Annotated in this window: 12 protein-coding genes; all 12 read right to left on the bottom strand. The window is 51.7% G+C overall.

All coding sequences use genetic code 11. From position 1 onward, the window contains the following. Positions 1-6 precede the first annotated feature (6 nt). Positions 7-1,206: a type II secretion system F family protein gene (locus QWY20_RS08630; RefSeq protein ID WP_330128616.1), complete on the bottom strand. Its 1,200-nt coding sequence runs from the start codon at positions 1,204-1,206 to the stop codon at positions 7-9. Then, a complete protein-coding gene (locus QWY20_RS08635) occupies positions 1,206-2,903 on the bottom strand; it encodes a GspE/PulE family protein (protein WP_330128617.1) in 1,698 nt (565 codons plus the stop codon). The genes QWY20_RS08630 and QWY20_RS08635 overlap by 1 nt, the downstream gene beginning before the upstream one ends. A 36-nt stretch (positions 2,904-2,939) precedes the next feature. After that, on the bottom strand, positions 2,940-3,767 hold the full coding sequence (locus QWY20_RS08640) for a polysaccharide pyruvyl transferase family protein (protein WP_330128618.1): 828 nt from the start codon (positions 3,765-3,767) through the stop codon (positions 2,940-2,942). Then, positions 3,764-6,502, bottom strand: a complete 2,739-nt coding sequence (locus QWY20_RS08645) for a glycerophosphodiester phosphodiesterase family protein (protein ID WP_330128619.1) — start codon at positions 6,500-6,502, stop codon at positions 3,764-3,766. The genes QWY20_RS08640 and QWY20_RS08645 overlap by 4 nt, the downstream gene beginning before the upstream one ends. A 3-nt stretch (positions 6,503-6,505) precedes the next feature. Next, complete coding sequence (locus tag QWY20_RS08650; protein WP_330128620.1) at positions 6,506-11,041, bottom strand: CDP-glycerol glycerophosphotransferase family protein; 4,536 nt, start codon at positions 11,039-11,041, stop codon at positions 6,506-6,508. A gap of 101 nt (positions 11,042-11,142) precedes the next feature. Then, on the bottom strand, positions 11,143-11,994 hold the full coding sequence (locus QWY20_RS08655) for a polysaccharide pyruvyl transferase family protein (RefSeq protein ID WP_330128621.1): 852 nt from the start codon (positions 11,992-11,994) through the stop codon (positions 11,143-11,145). Positions 11,995-12,015: 21 nt separating this feature from the next. Further along, the gene (locus QWY20_RS08660; RefSeq protein WP_330128622.1) at positions 12,016-12,927 is read right to left on the bottom strand and encodes a CDP-glycerol glycerophosphotransferase family protein; all 912 of its coding nucleotides are present in this window, start codon (positions 12,925-12,927) and stop codon (positions 12,016-12,018) included. Positions 12,928-12,951: 24 nt separating this feature from the next. Beyond that, on the bottom strand, positions 12,952-15,747 hold the full coding sequence (locus tag QWY20_RS08665; protein ID WP_330128623.1) for a CDP-glycerol glycerophosphotransferase family protein: 2,796 nt from the start codon (positions 15,745-15,747) through the stop codon (positions 12,952-12,954). Between the two features lie 18 nt (positions 15,748-15,765). After that, positions 15,766-16,221: an adenylyltransferase/cytidyltransferase family protein gene (locus tag QWY20_RS08670; RefSeq protein ID WP_330128624.1), complete on the bottom strand. Its 456-nt coding sequence runs from the start codon at positions 16,219-16,221 to the stop codon at positions 15,766-15,768. 130 nt (positions 16,222-16,351) lie between these two features. Next, positions 16,352-16,897: a dTDP-4-dehydrorhamnose 3,5-epimerase gene (gene rfbC / locus QWY20_RS08675; protein WP_330128625.1), complete on the bottom strand. Its 546-nt coding sequence runs from the start codon at positions 16,895-16,897 to the stop codon at positions 16,352-16,354. Positions 16,898-16,912: 15 nt separating this feature from the next. After that, positions 16,913-17,818 (bottom strand): UTP--glucose-1-phosphate uridylyltransferase GalU, encoded by a 906-nt coding sequence (gene galU / locus QWY20_RS08680; RefSeq protein WP_330128626.1) that lies wholly within the window; start codon positions 17,816-17,818, stop codon positions 16,913-16,915. Positions 17,819-17,850: 32 nt separating this feature from the next. Beyond that, positions 17,851-18,717 carry a glucose-1-phosphate thymidylyltransferase RfbA gene (rfbA, locus tag QWY20_RS08685; RefSeq protein WP_330128627.1) on the bottom strand — a complete coding sequence of 289 codons (867 nt, stop codon included), beginning with the start codon at positions 18,715-18,717 and terminating at the stop codon, positions 17,851-17,853. Between the last annotated feature and the right edge of the window lie 118 nt (positions 18,718-18,835).

The following is an 18,835-nucleotide window of genomic DNA, read 5'->3' on the forward strand; positions in this document are numbered from 1 at the left end:
GCAACTTCATAGTGGCATATCGGTGACGGCGGTAATGCTGAGCATCATCACCACCACGATGCTGCCCACCACCAGGCCCATAAACATGATCAGCAAGGGTTCAAGCAAATTGGTAAAGCGGGTGACCCATTCGTAGAACACCTTGCGCGAGCGCTCAGCGATTTCCGCAAACACACCGGCCAGAGCGCCGCTTTCTTCACCAATAGCCAATAAAGCAGCGTAATACGGCGGGTAGAGCCGGGTTTCGCTGAGGCTTTTCGCCAGGCCATTGCCACGGCGGATTTGCTCCTGGGCACTCTGGACTTCGTATTGCAGGCTGCGGGTGCGCAAAGTCTGGCAGGCAAAACGCAGCGCCCGGTCGATGGCCACGCCCGAAGCCAGCATGGTGCCCAGGGCAGCATTAAAGCGAATGCGCTCGACCAGCAAATTGGCACTGGCAAACACCGGTGCTTTTTCGCGCAGCCCCTCTAACAGCTGCTGCACCCAGGGGGACTGGCGTTGTTGCCACAGCAGGTAACCGCCCAGCAGCAGCGCCACCAGCAGATACCATTGGTAGTTTTGCATAAAGTGGGTGATGCTCAGCAGCGCCTGGGTGTAGCCCGGCAGCTCCTGCCCTTCGCGGAACATGCTGCTGAGGTTGGGAATGACAAAGTTAAAAATAAACGCCAGTGCCAACAGGCAGACCACCAGGATCACCGACGGGTACACCAACGCCTGCTTGATTTTACCGCTGAGTTCGAGCTGGTATTTGAGTTCGCCGGACAGGCGCTCGAACACGCCGGTGAGATCGCCGGTTTCCTCGGCAATTTTCACCAGGCCAACGTACAGGCTGCTAAAGCCGGCTTCGCCATCCAAGGCAGCCGACAGTTGCTCGCCTTGCTTAAGCTTTTGCAATAAGCGGCTGAGCAGGTCGCGCAGGGCCGGTTTTTGCACATTGTGCCGCAAAATCGCCAGGCCTTTATCCAGCTTTAAGCCAGAGCGCAGCAGCAGCGCCAGTTCGCTGGTAAAAAACTCGATGTCTGCAGTGGTTAAACGGCTGCTGCCAAGCATGGGCGTACCGGCGCTGCTTTGCTGCAGGCTGAGCTCTGCAATCAGCAATTGGTCATCCAGCAGACGCTGCCGTGCCTCGGCTTCGCTGGCAGCTTCCAGCGTGCCTTGCTGTTTAACCCCAGAGCGGTTGTAGGCTGTATAGACAAAGCGCTGCATCAGCCAGCCACCCTGAGCACTTCTTCTAAGCTGGTTTGGCCGCGCATGGCTTTGAGCGCACCATCTTCGAGTAAATTACGAAAACCACGTTCACGGTTTAACCGGGCCGCTTCGCTTAAAAAGTTGCTGTGGCCAAGCAAGGCGCGCAAGTCATTGTCGCAGCGCAGATACTCAATAATGGCGACCCGGCCACGGTAGCCGGTATGATTGCAGTGCTCACAGCCATGGGCTTTGCGGTAATCCGGGCTGATGCCTTGCTGAGTGGCTAGCCAGTCGAGACCCAGCAGCGCCGCTTTTTCGGCGGCCGCAGCGTCCGGCACACTGCAGTGCGAGCAAAGCTGACGGACCAACCGCTGTGCCAGCACCACTTTGACGGCGGCACTTAGCAGGAAAGGCTCTACCCCTAAATCCAGCAAGCGGGTATAAGCGGAGGGGGCATCGTTGGTGTGCAGGGTACTGAACACCAGATGGCCGGTTAAGGCCGATTGCAACGCGATACCGGCGGTTTCTTTATCGCGGATCTCCCCCACCATGATGATGTCCGGATCCTGGCGTACCACGCTGCGCAGCGCATTGGCAAAGGTAAAGCCAATCTCGCTTTGCACATGCACCTGATTGATGCCATCGAGCTGGTATTCGACCGGATCTTCGATGGTGATGATTTTGACGCCAGGCTCGTTGCGGCGCGATAAAAACGAGTACAGGCTGGTGGTTTTGCCCGAGCCGGTGGGCCCGGTCATTAAAATCACGCCCGAGGTTGCCTGCAAGTCCTGCAGCAGCAGTTGCTCAATATCGGGCTCGATGCCTAAAGTGCCAATGTCGTACGACAGGGCATCCTGCAACAGGAAACGCATCACCACGCTTTCGCCCTCGCCGACCGGCAAGGCCGATACCCGGATATCCACGCTGCGGCCATCGACCCGCATTTCGATTTTGCCATCCTGTGGCCGGCGTTTTTCGGCAATGTCCATTTTGGACAGCAGCTTTAAGCGGGTGACCACCGGCAACAGCAGGTTCATCGGGATGCTGTCGGCTTCTTGCAACACACCGTCGATACGGTAGCGTACCCGCCCCTTACCTTTCCACGGCTCGATGTGCATGTCGGAAGCGCGGCGGCGCAGGCCTTTGGCAATCAGGTTATTCAGCAGGTTGACGGTAGGCGCTTCGCTGGCCAACTCTCTGAGCCGGTCTTCTTCCAGCAGGCTCAGATCGCCATCGCTGCTTTGGCTGGGTTCATCCTGCAGCCGTTGCTGCAATTGCAGACATTGCTCTTCGGTGGCTACCAGCATGGCTGGCAGGTCATCGCCAAACAGCAGGCTGACACGCTCCAGGCCATCGATTTCTGCCGGGCTGGCACTTAACAGCGTTAAGGTTGTATCACCATTCAGGCAGCTGGCGTACACCGGCAGCCAGTGCTTTTCCAGCAGTGCGTGAAGTTGCTGCGACGACAACTGCTGGCGGGTACGTGCCGGCCAGTCGGTATCGTCCAATAACTGCTGGTACTGACTATCGCTTAGCAAGGACAGCTGCAACAAACGGGCATAATAGGCAGGCAGCAGCTCGGTGGAAAAAGCGCCCATCCGCACCAGAATTTGTTCCAGCCGGCCGCCATTGCGCTGCTGGTATTGCAGCGCTTTTTGCACATCCTCGGCCGGGATATGAAAGCTTTCCATCAGTGTTGCTGTTAATTCAGACATGCAGACTGTATCTCATTGCGTTCGTCAATTTGTCGGTTACAAACCAATATCTGCCAGTGTAAACCTTGGCTGCTCGTCAAGGAAGTCAAAAAACTCCTGGTACACGGCCGGGTTCTCTTTGGCCCATTTAATGGCGTTGTTCAGCTGCCTTGGGTTATCGCACACAGGCACCGGTAATTTCGACATGCTGACAAAACCAGAAATTTTATGGGTGTTGCTCTCCAGTGCGACAAAAGGCAACCTGGCTTTGCAGGCCGCAAAGACCGCATGATGGCGGCCGGTGACCAGTAAGCTGGCGGTTTGCATGGAGCGCACCAGCTCACTCCAGCTAAATTTTTTCATGTCTATGTAGGGCGAGCGGGCTTTGCCTGCCCCCCCTGCAGTGAACTTGACCCAACCGCCAAAATCCTTTGAGTAGAAATCGGTGATCAACTGAGCACCGGCGTAATCGGTCACTGTGGCGGTTTGATCCACCGCTGCCGCATAGGATAAATCCAGCCGCACCCGACTTTCAATGCCATGATTTAAGCGCAAATCACGCTGACTGGCTGCTTCTCTGACCACAATAGACGGAATTTGTTGCAGCACTTTGTTGTAGCTTTTGTTGTTGTTTTGCCAAACGCTGTTGATCAAAAACGCCTGTTTGCCTTCATCCTGTGCGGCTTTGATGGCATTGAGCTTGGTTTTGTGATCTTTGGCGTTGTCGTGCATGGAGCCTTCGCCATTGACCAGCAGGATATCGTAGTCCTCACCGTCCGCGACCCGCTGATAACGGCCATCCAGCAGTTGGTGCAAATACGCCATTACCGCCTGGCAACCACAGTGCAAATTGGAATGATCGCCTAAAATACGTATTTTTTTCATAAAGCTTCCTGAGCCTGGATCACGGCATCCAGTTGTTGAATGTAATCGGATTCATCTTGTTGCAGAATGCGGCTTAACACCGGATCGGCCTGAATGTAGCCATGCTGCCAGCAGCATTGTAAAAACCGGAAGTTGCTGGCCGGATCATGCCAGATAAAACGGGACACCTGGTTGCGCTTGTGGCCGGTATGATAGCCGGCAATGGTGCTGTCGGCCAGCCACAGGTTGGTGTTAAACACGCGAATGCTGGCCGGCTGATGCAGCAGTAAATCCAGTATCACTTTCTGGATGGCATTGACATAGCCTTTGTAAGCCGGGTTGCAATCACGATATGGCAACTGGCAGCGGGCGCGGGCCAGTTGTACGCCGGCAGGCAGACTGGTTTGGGTATCGAAGACCACCCACTGCAATTGCTGCATGCCCTGCACCAGAGCAGTATCGGTGTCTTCGCCTTTGATCAGGTCATTGGCGTAATAACTGATGTCGGTGCGACTACCAGCCTGCGCCGGGTCCCAGTAGGCTGGCAACTGGTAATTCAGTCGGATCACCAAATCGTGTTGGTCAATCAGCTCACCTTGCAGCTCGCCTACATCCACCGGCCCTACCAGGGCAATGCGCTTGCCGGCAATGGCGGCAGCAAAGGCCGGATCACGCAGGTAAGCAAAGCTTTGCCGGAATGGCGCGGGCTGGCCGCGCAGCAATTGCGCCAGTGCATGCTGTTGCTGCTGCTTGCGATCACAGCCGGCTGGCAAGGCACTGACCGGACTGGTGGACTCCAGCACCAAGGATGCCAGCCCCTGTTGCTGTTTTTCCTGCTGATGGCAAGCCAATGCCAGCTGACGCAGACGATAAGCGGCGGCTATCTGAAAACGCAACAGCAAAATATTGCTGAGGATCAACCAGGCTTGCTCCGGTAGCCAGTGCGCCTGCAGCTGGCTGGCTGTGGCTGGTAGTAATGCCTCAACCGTTGCCATCACCTCTGGCTTTTGACTGGCATCACCAGTACAAAGGTTGATTAAAGCGCGTTTGGCAACGCCTTGCAGCGGTTCAATGGCCTGCAACACCGCCTGGTAGAATGGCCGGGCGTTAGCATCCGATAACTGTTCCAGCAACACCGTCAGGCTGGCGATATCCTGCGGCATCAGCCGGGTTGGCTTGTCGGTTTTAAGCAGCTCGTTCCAGGCCGCTGGCTGCTGAGGCAACTGTGGATTTTGCAGCAAGGCCTGGCGTAAACGCAGCTGCTGCAATTGGTACAGGTGTGGCACACCGTACTGGTACAGAAAATTCGACGCCTGCATGGCACTGAGTTTGTCGATGGCAGTCGCTAAAGCTTCATCCGGCACCTGATGAGTCACTAAGAAATAGGAAAAATACGCCGAAAAATACGGGTTGCTGTGCGCTGTGCTGCTGGCTTTATAAAACGCTTTGGCAAACCAGGGCCGCTGTTCGGTACTCATGATGATGGCTTTGGTTAAGCGCTGATAACTCATTACCGAGAAACCTTCCGCGATATGAAAAGCTTTGTACCAATAATTGAGCGCCTGGCTCCAGTTTTCGCGCTGATTTTCCAGAGCGGCCAGCTCAATGTACAAATTGTGATGGTGCGGATAAGCTTTCAAGCCAAGTTGCAGCACCTGCTCCGATTCGTTAAAGCGCTGTTCCCGTCGTAGTGCAATGGCCAGGCGATACACCAGCTCAAAATGGCAGCGCGCCTGGCTGCTTTGCACTATTGGCAGAAAACTATCGATCACCGCTTGCCATTTTTTTTTCTCGAGGCAAGCTTTACCAAAAGCAACCAGTTCACGACACTTTGCTGTTGCCAGATGGCTGTAACTAAAGGGGCTGTCGCTAACCACGGCATAAGCTGCTGTGTTCGCGAGCAGTTGGCAGATCTCTGGCTGGTGCTGCTGCTCGGTCCAAAGGGCGACATCGGACGCATCAGACAGATACGGCAAGGCGGTGTGATGGCAGTACAAACGCCAGCCTCGGCCTTTCGCCTGCGCAATCAAATCATGGTAATCCACGGGGCTTAGCCCATCCAGCCAAGGCAGCTGCTGCTGGTGCCAGCCTTGCTGCACCAGCAGTGCCTGCGACTGTGGTTCGCTTAACGAAACGGGCTGCCCCCAGTCCGGATGATACCAGGCTGGGGGATGCAGCCGGTACCAACAGATTTGCGCTGGCTCGGCTTGTTTGATCAATGCCAGCAATCGCCAATCGTAGCTGGTGAATATAATGTGCAGACGGGTGCGATAATCAAGCACCTGCTGCAGCACCGCCCGGATAAGGGCAGGCTCCACCGCGATTTCATCCAGCGACGAAGGCAAGTGGATTAACAGTTGCAAGGGCTGGCCGCTGGACTGCTGGCTTAGCTGGCTCAGCATGTCACTGAGTAACGGGATCGGATGCGCCAATGCCATTTGCCGGCGTGGTTTGCGCTGGTCTTGCCGCTCGGGATTGAGCTCGCCAAGACGAAACTCCATCAGCTCGGCATAGCTAAGCTGCCCGATTGGCCATTGCTCGGCCTGGTTCAGCCAACAGCCATCCGGCGAGCGGGTAAATGCCGGGTCCAGTCGCTGATGCTGGTGACAAACCAACTGCTGGTCGCGCGTCCACTGCACGCTAATCTCAATGCCATCGACGCCAAGGGCCGTACTAAAAGCAGCGGCTTCCAGGCTGTTTTGCGGGTAGTAGCCGACACCGGCCTGGCCAGCAAAGATCAGGGATTTGCTAGTCATGGCTCACTCCGAAGCATCGCTATCTTCAGCGATGGTGCGGTAAAACATAGCGAGTGCTTCCTGCTGATAATGCTGAATATCGAACAGCTCCTGCTGATCCTGACCGGTTAAAAAACGCTCCATGCCCTGCAACAGGCCAGCCACGGAGTTTTCTACCAGGGTGCCGGTACGGCCTTGCAGCGCACTGCGCGAACCGGTGATATCGGTGGAGAGTATTGGCTTTTGCAGGATCATGGCTTCAAACAACACCATGGGCTGGCCTTCGTGGTTGGACGATAACACAAAGCAGTCCGCTGCTTTGAGCAGTGGAAATGGATTTTTCCGCTGCCCCAGCAAATGCACCGATCCTTGCAGTTTCTTCGCCAGGATCTGCTGCGACAACTCGCTTTGCAAAGGACCACTGCCAAGAATGATCAGCTGGGTAGCTGGATAACGGGCGTGCAGCTGGCTAAAAGCTTCGATCAACTTGTGGTGGTCTTTTTCGACCGATAAGCGCCCCATGGTGATAAAGGTCGTGCAGCCGGGGCGGAACAGCGCCTGATCACTGGCCTGTTCAAACGGTTCCGCTGCCAGGCGCTTGACGCGCTCTGGATCTTGCAGGTTGTTGCTAAAGCAAAAACGCGCCGCATCCAGCCCAAAGGCTTCGGCCAGATTTTGTTGGTTTAACGCGCTGGTTTGCTCGGATACGGAGACCAGTTTGTGATAAAAGCGGTACAAATGGAAAATGTTTTGCAGGTAGGGAAAGCGCGCCTGCCACTCAGCATGCAAATCGTTATGCAAATAAATCACCCGCTGCTTAATCTGTTGACCAAAAGCAAACAAATTCGCCCAGAGCAAATCGTAGCCAGAGAAGTGGATGGCCACATCAATGGGGCGTGGACCAAAGATACGGGTAAAGTCGCGGGCATACATGCCGGCCAGAATGCGCCATTCCTGCTCGGTCAGGTGCTGATAATACTGTTTTTCTGCCCGTAAACGAACTTCGCGCTCCTGCAGGGTCATCACCACGCTGCCATAGCGGGGGACATAAGGGAGCGTCTGCGGAAACTCATAAAACTTCTCCAGGTTGGCCGGTACCGACTCAATGGAGTGTGGCAAAAATGGGATCACCAGCTGGTACTCTGAATCCCGGGTGGCAGCGAGCAGGTTTTGAAACGAACTGGTAATGCCATTGGGGGCAAAAGATCCCGGGCAAATCAGTGCAATTTTTTGCGACGATTGTGCCCCATCGTACTGCACTGCCTGATGCTGATCGCGCATAAAGAAGTCAATGACCCTGGCGGCAGCCCGGCCATCTTCATGCGGGCAGAATTCGGCGTTGGCGGCAGCAAAGGCGGCTTGCTTGCCAGCCAGCCCCTGCGTTAACGCCTGCTGCAGCGCTGTACTTAGCTCATCAATACTTTGGCACACAGAGCCTGGCATTTGTTCCATGCTAAAATACAGGCCCCGCTCTTGCTCGTATTCTGCCAGATCATAGGCGTAGTAAAGGATTGGTTTTTGTCTGGGCAGGAAGTCGAAGAAGATGCTGGAGTAATCGGTAATGAGCACATCGACAATAGCCAGCAACTCATTGGTATCGATAGACTCCGGCACGACCTGACAATTGAGCGCTGACTCTGCCAGCAAGGCTTCCATCAGGCTGTGTCCGCGAAACAGCAATTGGCACGGCTGCTGGCTCAGTACGGTCATGTCATCGGCCAGCTTGTCGGTATCGAAACGCACATCGGTCAGGGTGCCACGCCAGGTGGGAGCATAGAGCACTACCGGCAGCTCCGGCTGCAATCCCAGACTGGTTTTTAGCTGCTGTTTTTCCTGCTCCGTCAGATTGAGAGTGCGATCAATGCGCGGGTAGCCTGTTTCTGCCAGCTTGCCCTGAAACAACGGCTTTAAGTCGTAGCTGTTGATGGTGATGCCGGTGGTGTGAGGATTAGGCGTGATCAGATGCGTCGCTTGCAGGAAGTTACGCTGCGTTCGCTTGTGATCAAAAAACTTGTACTTTTGTTCTTTGCCAAGGGTCTTTAATGGCGTGCCGTGCCAGGTGGCAAGATAACGCTGATCCGGCCGGGTAGAGAAGTACGGCGGGAAGCCACTGTTGTTGATCAAATAAGCGGCGCTGGCAATGTAACGTAAATACAAATCGCTGGCTTTGGGCACAAAGACAATGTTCGGCTGCTGCCGGTATTGCTGCGGGATCCGCGCCAGGTCGTTGATCACCCAGACATGGGTGTAATGGGCAAAGTCTTCGCTTTGCAACAGCTCGACAAAGAGGCCGTACGGATTGCACGACATGCCATTGCCGTTAAAGCTTTCATACACAATGCAGCGCGGCTGCAGCGGCAAGGTTTCCCGGTAATGGGCATAACGCGCCAGCAACGAGACGGTGGCACTGAGTGGGGTGCTGGCTGGCTCATCGCCAAAAGGCGGCTCCAGATGATAACATTGCAGGTAGCTGTGGCAGGCCTGCTGCTGCAGCCCCTGCTTCGCCTGGCAGGCTGCCAGCAACTCAAAATAAAGCGGCTGGTGCTCTGCCGAACGGGCGATGGCCTGTGCTGCCGCTTCGGCGGCCTCTGGCCATTCGGCCAAAACGGCATGGGCCTGCGCCAAACCAAACCAGACTTCAGCCGACACCGTATCCTGCTGCAGTTGCTGGCGCAATAGATCACGAGCGGCACTGGCTTTTTGCTGCCAGGCCGGGTTGGCCGGCATGGATAACAGATGCTGGTTGGCGGGCAGCTGGCGGGCGGGCGATACGGCGGCCAGTACCAAGGGGGCGGTAGCTTTATCTTCGGTGGTTGTTAGCACTGCAGCCGGCATGGCTGCAAACACCTGCAGGGCTTCTTGCCAACGCTGCTGAGCGGTTAAACAACGGGCATAACGATAATGCCAGTACCGCTGCTCTGGCTTTAACGCAACAGCCAGTGCAAAGGCATCGGCAGCCTCAGCCAAGCTGGCCAATTGTTCATAGCTAATGGCCAGACGGTAGTGCCATTCGGCTTGAGTGGGCTGCATGGCTAATGCCAATTGCCAATGTTGTACCGCTTCTGTCCATTGATAACTGCGCATGGCACAGTAAGCCGCATGCGCATGCAACACAGCATGGCCTGGCTTGTCTGAGATTTCGGCAACAAAAGCCTGATAGCCTTCGTGCCAACGCTCTAAGGCCTGGTATAAGATCCCCAGCCCCAGCTCTGCGCTGTTGAGCATTTTATCACTGGCGATAGCCTGCGCCTGTAATTGCCTGATCTGCATTCCGTCAGCTGCCTTACCGCATTGCTGCAAAGCAGCGGCTTGCTGAAAATACCACAAACTGACATCCTGATGCTTAGGATCCAGCTCAATGGCTTTGGCAAAGGATTGTGCTGCCTCGCGGTAACGCCGCATTTTTTCCTGTGCCTGGGCAAGCTGAATATTCAGCAACGCATCCAGATTTTCAATGGCCAGGGCCGCGGTTAAAGCTTCGACTTCCTGCCAGGTTTTGTTTTGCCGGTTCAGACACAGGGCAAGTTGCCGATAGTAGTCGGCCTGCCCTAAGGATTGCTCTATAAGCTGGCGGTAAGCTTGCTCCGCTTGCAGCCACTCTTTTTGCCGCAGCAAACTGGTAGCGGTTGCTTCCAGAGTAGCACGCCCTGCTTTGCTGTCGGCATCGGCAAGATTGATGACATGCTGCGCTATGATTTGCCCGGCACTCAGGTGGTCGTCCTGATAAATGTATTCTTCAATAAACTGCTGGGTGCGCTCGCAAATGACTGGCCCCTGTTGCAGAATCTGAATCAGTTCCTCCATGCTCTGAGGATGATAGCCAAGACCTTCAGCGAAAATATAGGCCTCGGCCGAAGTGGGGGCACGCTTTAATACCTTATCACCAAGCAGCCAACGCGGGAAAATCACCGGCTTACCCAGTGCCCAGGCTTCATAGATCACCGAGCTGAAATCTGAAATCACCACATCGGCTTGCAACAAAGCTTCGGTAATGGCGGTTTTGTCTTTGCGGTTGCGGGGGTGTACTACCGAGGTCACCTCAAAGTCCCGCCTCAGTTTATCCAGATAGCCCTGAAATTGTGGGTAGCTGCCCATGGCCGAGCCATCTTTGTCTTTCCAGTTATCATGCCCCGGTGCCCACAAGACTCGCAGCTTGCCGGATACTGCGGGCATTTGTGACTGCAGGCGCTTTAAGTAGTCCACCCGGGGGGAGCCTGCCACTACAATCTGACTGGGGTGCAAACGCACAGTTTTACTTTGCAGCAGACGCTTTTTCAGCCAGGCCCCGGGGACAAACACCAGCTCAAACTGATTGATAAAGCGATCACCGGTGTCTGTTTTCGACCAAAGGTAGTTTTTGTCTGCCAGATTATGGCCTACATAGACCTCGGCGGGATGGCGTACAAAGAGACTGATATTGACCGCTCCCGGACGGTTATAATTGATGGAGCGGCTGGTGTTTTCACCATCTGGAAGATAACCACAAATCTCATCAACCACCTGTTGCTGAATACTGTGGTAATTCTTGGTATCGTTGATATTGATATGAATTTTTTTCATCAGATGTTTGCTTCGCCTGTAGAATGATTGAATGAAAGCACCCGTTTAAAACTTCAAGTCCTAGTAAAGCTCGTCTGAGAACTGCCTTGCTGTGGCACGCATCATGCACTTTTCTGTAATAAAGGGCATGCATCTAATAAAGCCTCATAATCAAAATCAATGAATTTACAGTCAAAATCAAATGCTGTTAATAAATCAATCAGTTCAACAGGCCCATCGAACAGATCATAACTCTGTGCATGCCTCACTTTATTTACAGTAAGGAAATAGTCGTAGAATTTAAACTCCCCGCCCTTCGGCGTGTGCGAGTTTAACCAGGCACTTGGAATGCCGTAGGCATCTGAGATAATGAGACCATGCAATGAGGAGGTGATAATACGCTTACAGCTGAGCATATCATCGAGCACGCCTTCGATATTGGTAGTTTTCAGATAAATCTTTTTAACGCCGGGACCAAAGTCTCTGTTGACCCATTTTTTTTCAGACCAACGCAGAACGATACCTAACTCATACTTTTTCTCTACTTCGGGCCAGTAATACATGGGGGTGAGTAAAGCCGGATCACCGTATACAGCAGGGCATTCGACGCCTGCATTTTTTATCCTGGCACGCGTAAGCGGGCCTCTTACGGCTAAATAGGTAGCCTTGGCAGCGACTTGCTTGCGGGGCTCAGTGCCGAAGGAGCCTGTCCCCCAGGCGATACTATGATCGGTTGTGCGTTTAAGAATTGAACCAATACCAATGTATGAAGGACAGTCACCAGGACTGTACTCGACCGGAAGCCCAGTCATTTTCTCGTACAACCAGGGAGACAATAAGTCACCGAAGTTTTCCGTATTGATCCAATACGTCAGTGGAATTTTGCCATCATTGGTAATGATATCGTCTCGTACCTGATAGTTACTTTTTAGTGCAGCCAACTCACGTTTATGCCGCTCAATATAAAAACTCATAAAAACCTCATAACCGTAAAATTATTTATCCAAAGCTAAAAGCAAGTCAGCAATCCGCTTGCCACTGCAACCTAAGTACTTCGGATCTAAGTAGTATTCAAAGAACTCTTTGGTACGAGTATCCATTGCCGGTGATTCTGCAATCACATCCTTCATATGCTCAATGCTTGAAGCGTGAAGCCCATAGTCCTCGGCAAAAATCCGCCATTCTGCGGAATTCTTTTTATGCTTGAGCATTCTTTCTTTGATAATCCAATCCGGAAAAATAAGCGTTTTTCCTAAGGCCCAGGCTTCCCAAACCATGGTGCCAAGATCTGAAATCACCACATCGGCTTCCAGCAACTGTTGGTAGGTAGGCTTTTTGTCTTTGCGGTTGCGTGGATGCAGAGAAACGTTCACATCGTAGTGCACGGCAAGCTGTTCCATATAAGGTTCAAAATCAGGATAGGAAGATATAACATCTGCATTCGCACCTTTTCGGTTGTAGTCATGCGTTGGTGCCCAAAGGACATTTTTCTTTCCTGTGGCAGGTTTAACTTTATCGTACTCATTTTGCAAAGCAATCAACGCATCCAGCCGCGGCCAGCCTACGCTGTGAACGTTCGTTCGATTGAAGCTGGGTAATTTCCTGGACTGGCTGATCCGGTCAACGAGCAGATTTCCCGGCACAAACAAGTGCTTCCTACGCGTTTGCTCGTTCACAAAGCTCTTGTTGGCGTACTTCTTCCAATGGTAATTCTTATCAGCAGCCCCATGCGACATCAATACATCGGCCTGCTGCATGACAAACATTGTAAAATTAAGCGCACCTTCGACATACTCCAGAGTTGTTTCCGTGTATGAACCTGCTGGTAAGTGCTTCTGAATCAGTGTATTAAGCTGTGATTGAACACCTAAGTAGTTCTTTGAAGTTGTTAGGTTAAAATTTATCATAAAGATTCCATCGTTGCAGTGTACTTAAGAAGCACTTGAGGTAACCACCTGATCAAATGCTGCCAATGCTCCATTTGGATAACTGCCTAGTGAATAATTTTTAAGCGCTCTGCGTTTTTCAAACTTAACGTCATCTACCATGATGGCGTCAACAAGTCCTAGAATGTCGTTTGCATTGTTTACGACGTACGCGGATGCTGTTGAGGGAAACTCTGCGTCCAATCTTTGCTGAGTGAACTGACGTGAGTTGGTAAGTACAATTGGTTTCAGGGTATAAAGGTAGTCATTCAGGACGCTTGAAATGTCGGTGATAAGAAGATCCGAACGATTCATTAAGTCGTGGATATCTGTCTCAGAACCAAATAAGTCTATCTGACTATTTGACTGCGCAAGTTCACACATTTTTTCCAGAAACAGTTTAGCCTGCCCCGATGGATCATAGCCCGTGTATGGATGAGGCTTGAATAATACTTTAAAACGTCTGCTGGCAGCTAATGTCTGCAGCAACTCCATGCCAGTGCTATTGATTGAGCAATAATTCGCTTCATCATTAAAGCCTTCCCAGGTTGGAGCGTAAAGAATGGTTCGGACTGAAATGCATGCTGATGATACTTGTTGCAATTTCATTTCTACTTGCGGGCGTCCAACCTGAACCACCTGGTCGGCTCGAACAGGCAGGCCAGCATCGCGAATACGCTGCTCAGCAAGCGGGCCAGCAACCAAAAGTTTATCATAAGCCATTAAAAACTTGCTTTGATTGACCACCTTATCACTTTCACCATGATTAATAAAAAAGTGATTCAAACGATGGAAACGCAGCATTTGTGTTGCTTTTTGTGAATTGCCCGGATACAGCACAGTTCGAACACCAGCCTGCTCAAGCACTTCAAGATCATTCATACTCTGTAAAAAATACACTGGTAAGCTGGTTGGTAACAGCTCACTGGCAGTGCGCTTTTCCCTGATGACAATAGCGCAGGGCACCGACAGAGACTCGAGCACCGGGATCCACATATTGGCCTGATAGCCAACACTTTCAATACCTGAGACGAAAAGTACAACTTTAACGCCGGCATTTTGAATTTCTTTTGCCGTAGGAATACTGTAATTGCTGGCAACCAACTGCTGATAGCTTTGCTTACTTTCATAGCGACTGAGTTCGCGCAACATCAGTACTTCTGTCTGTAAGTCCTGTGCAATCAACGCTGACAGCAGACGTTGATAGCAATAAATACTGTATTGATCCTGATGAAGCACTTGGCGGTTGCCACTTTGCACGACATAGTCAAATCCTGGCTGGGCCCAGTCTTTACTGAACTGTGCCAGGTAGTCTTTGCCGGCGGCAGGAATACCCAAGGTAGTGCCAGCCCAGCAAAATGTCTCGACCATGACAGGCGCTGTAAACCAACGAACGCCATGATCGCTGTAGATCCAACCGCTATCTTGTTGCTGATGGCAATACAGCTGCAGTGAAATGCCGTTGCAATGCTTAATACGCAGCTGTTGGCTGTTGTGCTGCACCACCTGAAAAAGCGGACTGCTTTGCAACGCATCTACCAAAGCGGCTTTATCGGCTGCCGGTGCCAGGCCAAGTGTCAACAACCGGCTGGGATCAAAGTCAGTATCAAGCATGACAGCTTGCAAACTATGCTGCATTAAAAAAGGTTGATGCGCCTGCGGCTCCGTCACCCGAAAAAGATCATGCAAAGCCAGTTGCATTCGACGCTGGCAATTAAGCGCTTTGCCAGCAGGCAATTGCTGGAAAGGCTGTGGCCATAACGGGAGATGTGGATGAGCACTGAAACTGATCAGTAATTGCCGAAGCTGCGCAAAGCCATGTTTGCGGTTTTGGTGAAAGGCAATGCAGTCGTGCAGTACTTGCTTTGCCAGTACCAGATTGCCAGCCTGGCTGCACGCTGTTGCCGTGGCAACCGTAACTTCAGGTTCATACTTGGCGTTAGGCTTTTTTAAACACCATTGTCGAAGCGTGGTCAAATAGCCATCCAGCGAGGACGGCGTTTGTACCAGCTGCGCCAAATGCTGAAAGCTTCGAGCTCTGTTGGTGTGGGCAATGGATTGATTGATACTTTGCCAGACTTGCTCCGGTTCATTCAGACCAACGGCCGCATCGGCCAGCAGATAAAAACCCTCATCCACGATAGGTTGCTGATACAGAAAGCTCTGAGCGGCCTTTAAAGCGGCCTGATAATCACCAGCAAACAACTGTAGCTTGGCCTGATAAAACCAGTAAAAGTCATGATTTTGATGCTTCTCTAACCAGGAAGTGCATGCTGCGACATCTGCTGTAGCCAGCCAACGCTCCAACTGAAGTTGCTGCAATGCTAATGCATGATTGGGTTGGTCGGTAAGCTGATTGAGCTGCAATTGTGCCATCAGTGCATCGAAATCGGCATAATTGCCTTGCAGCAATAGCAGCTGCAGTAATTGCAGGCCGCAATCGATCTGCTCATTATCTACGGCAACCTCGGTTTTGTTTACATCCGAAGCAGACAACGGTTCCCTGTTTTCTTCTGCCCCACTTTGTATGAAATGCAGTAAGGGGTTCATGCCGCTTTCTGCCACATCCTCGTACTTCTGCAAGTAGAACTCTGGATCAAAGCGCTCACTGGGCTTTCGGCCTTCAAAGCCACCAAATTTCAGGAAGTGTTCAACTGGATCTATTCCTGCTTCAGCTACATCCGGGTTGTGTTCCAGATAGTAGTTGGCATCAAAGTAATCGCTGTTGGCAATAAGATCGAGCTGCTGCTGCAGCTTCTTTTTTTCATAATTATTCTTCAGCAGGTGCTTGAGTACTTTCATCATTCGTTCCTGCAACTATTAGTTTAAGTCGGCTTTTAGCATTTCCAGAATTTCAAAAGCCCGCATAAATTCTTCTTTATTAATGCTGGAAAAAGCACTGAGTGCTTTTTTGAGCTGGGTGGTGGAAATCCCTTCCGTTCTCGGCAAGTAAACCACTTCACAGTATTCTTTTAGAAAGTCGAACTTGCCCTGCCAGTCGTCACCTATCACAAAGGTATCGATATGGTAGGTTTGAATATCATTAATTTTTTGCTCCCAGCTGCTTTCCGGGATCGCCTGGTGCACATAACGACAACCACGAACAATTTCGATGCGCTGTTCAAAAGGGATGATGGTCTTTTTACCTTTGCCTTCGTTAAACTCATCGGTCGATACAGCCACTGTTAACTGACCCATTTCTGAAAGGCGCTTTAGCAAGTTTAAGTGGCCAATGTGAAAAAGGTCGAAAGTGCCATACGTAATGATGTTTTTCATGCCTGAGTTCCTGACTGCGATCCGAGTGCCTGTGCTGACAATTGAAAAACCGGAATGAATTCCGGTTGCCATCGAATTGTAACATAGCCCTGTTGGCTTGGTCTGTTAAAGTTCGTGCTTCATGGATGTTTCATCGATAAGACTCAGCACTTGCAAAGCTTATCGCCTGTTGATCTTTTTTTGATAAGTCTGGCAAAGCTTCATACTGCCAGTCGATGGCCAGGTCCGGGTCGTCCCAGCGAATGGCTCGCTCAAACTCAGGGGCATAATAATCCGTAGCCTTGTAAACAAATTCGGCGGTATCACTAAGCACAATAAAGCCATGCGCAAAGCCTGCCGGCAGCCACATCTGCATTTTATTTTCTGCGGACAAACGCGCACTGACCCAGCGCCCAAAGGTGGGCGATGAACAGCGAAGGTCCACAGCGACATCCAGCACTTCGCCCTGCACAACCCTTACCAACTTGCCCTGTGGCTGCTTTATCTGGTAATGCAAACCACGCAGTACACCTTTTTTGGACCTGGAGTGATTATCCTGCACAAAGCTCACCTGCTTGCCTAAGGCGTGCTCGAACTGACGCTGATTAAAGCTTTCCAGAAAAAAACCCCGTTCATCTTCAAATACCCTGGGCTTTATCAACAATACCTCAGGAATGGCTGTTTTCTCTATCTGCATAGCTTAGCGATCCGCTTAGTTTTTTGGGTATCTGGCCATGAGTTCGTGCATAGCCGCATTGAAATCGCTGCCAAGAACCTGACTGCGCAAACCGAACTCAACAAAAGTCTTCATGTAGCCCAGCTTATTGCCACAATCGTGGCTACGCCCTTTAATATGATAGGCATTGACCGGCTGTTGCTTCATTAAAATGGCAATGCCATCGGTTAGCTGCACTTCATCGCCTGCCCCAATCGGGGTATATTGCAAAGCTTCCCAGAGATCAGCGGAGAAAACATAACGCCCAACGACCGATAAATTGGAAGGTGCATCTTCGACTGCAGGTTTTTCAACAATAGCGGTCATTTTCACCGACTCACCACTTTGCATCTGATGCCCTTCAACATCGGCTACGCCGTAGCTGCTTACCTGCTCCATTGGTACCGGTTCAACCATGACCTGGCTGACGCCATCGTGCTCGAATAGTGTGATCATTTCAGCCAGGTTATCCTGCTTAGGATTGCAGTCGTAATGATCAATCAACACATCCGGCAGCACCACAGCAAAAGGGTTATCTCCAATCAATGGATAAGCGCAAAGCACCGCATGGCCCAGGCCCTTGGCCTCCCCCTGACGAACATGCATGATGGTGACATCTTTCGGGCAAATGGCCTGAACTTCATCAAGCAGCTGGCGTTTGACCCGCTTTTCCAGCATGGACTCGAGTTCAAAGCTTTTATCGAAATGGTTTTCAATGGAGTTTTTTGATGAGTGCGTCACAAGCACAATTTCTTTGATACCAGCTGCGATGCATTCATTCACTACATACTGAATCAATGGCTTATCCACCACCGGCAGCATCTCTTTCGGAATGGCTTTGGTGGCTGGCAACATGCGGGTGCCAAGCCCGGCAACCGGAATAACTGCTTTAGTGACTTTCATACGAATTCCTTAGTTTCTTCCTGAAATAGGGATTAATCAACTAAATGACGCAAATAGGCGCCATAGCCGGTTTTGGCAAAGGCGCGGGCACGCTTCAGCAAATGCTTATCGTCCACCCACCCCTGTCGCCAGGCGATTTCTTCCAGACAAGCCACTTTTAACCCCTGACGCTGCTCGATGGTTTGCACGTAATGCGCTGCATCCAACAAGCTGTCGTGGGTGCCGGTATCGAGCCAGGCAAAGCCACGGCCAAAACGTTCTACTTGCAGCTGGCCCTGCTCCAGGTAAAGGTTGTTTAAGCAGGTGATTTCCAGCTCCCCACGTGCAGAGGGTGTTAAAGTACGCGCCAGCTCGCTGACTTTACCATCGTAAAAATAGAGGCCCGTCACCGCAACGCTGGATTTAGGCTGTTTGGGCTTCTCTTCAATCGACAAGGCCTTACCGCTGTCGTTGAATTCGACCACACCAAAACGCTCGGGATCTTTGACCTGATACCCAAAGATGGTTGCCCCCTGCTGCTGGGCACTGGCCCGCTTTAATTGCTCACTAAAACTTTGGCCATGAAAGATATTATCGCCCAGCACCATGCAAACGGGTGCTTGCTGCAAAAAGTCTTCGGCTAGAATAAAGGCCTGTGCTAACCCTTCGGGTTTTTGCTGAATGCAGTACTCAAAACGCACACCAAACTGCTCGCCTGTGCCTAGCAGGCGCTTAAAGGCAGGTTGATCGTCTGGTGTGGTGATAATGAGAATATCGCGGATCCCGGCCAGCATCAGCACCGAGATGGGGTAATAAATCATGGGTTTGTCGTAAATGGGCAGCAACTGCTTGGAAATCCCAAGCGTGATAGGATGCAAGCGTGTACCAGAGCCTCCTGCCAGTACGATACCTTTGCGCAAAACGATGCCCTCTGCCCACAGAAAAAGCGGGAAAAAATTAAAAAGGCAGTTTAGGTTTTTTGGGGGGAAAGAGCAAGCGCGACTTTGTCGCGGTGACCGTTACCGCAGGCAAATAATG

Origin of the sequence: Alkalimonas cellulosilytica, from assembly GCF_036325985.1 — a bacterium.
Taxonomy (GTDB): domain Bacteria; phylum Pseudomonadota; class Gammaproteobacteria; order Enterobacterales; family Alteromonadaceae; genus Alkalimonas; species Alkalimonas cellulosilytica.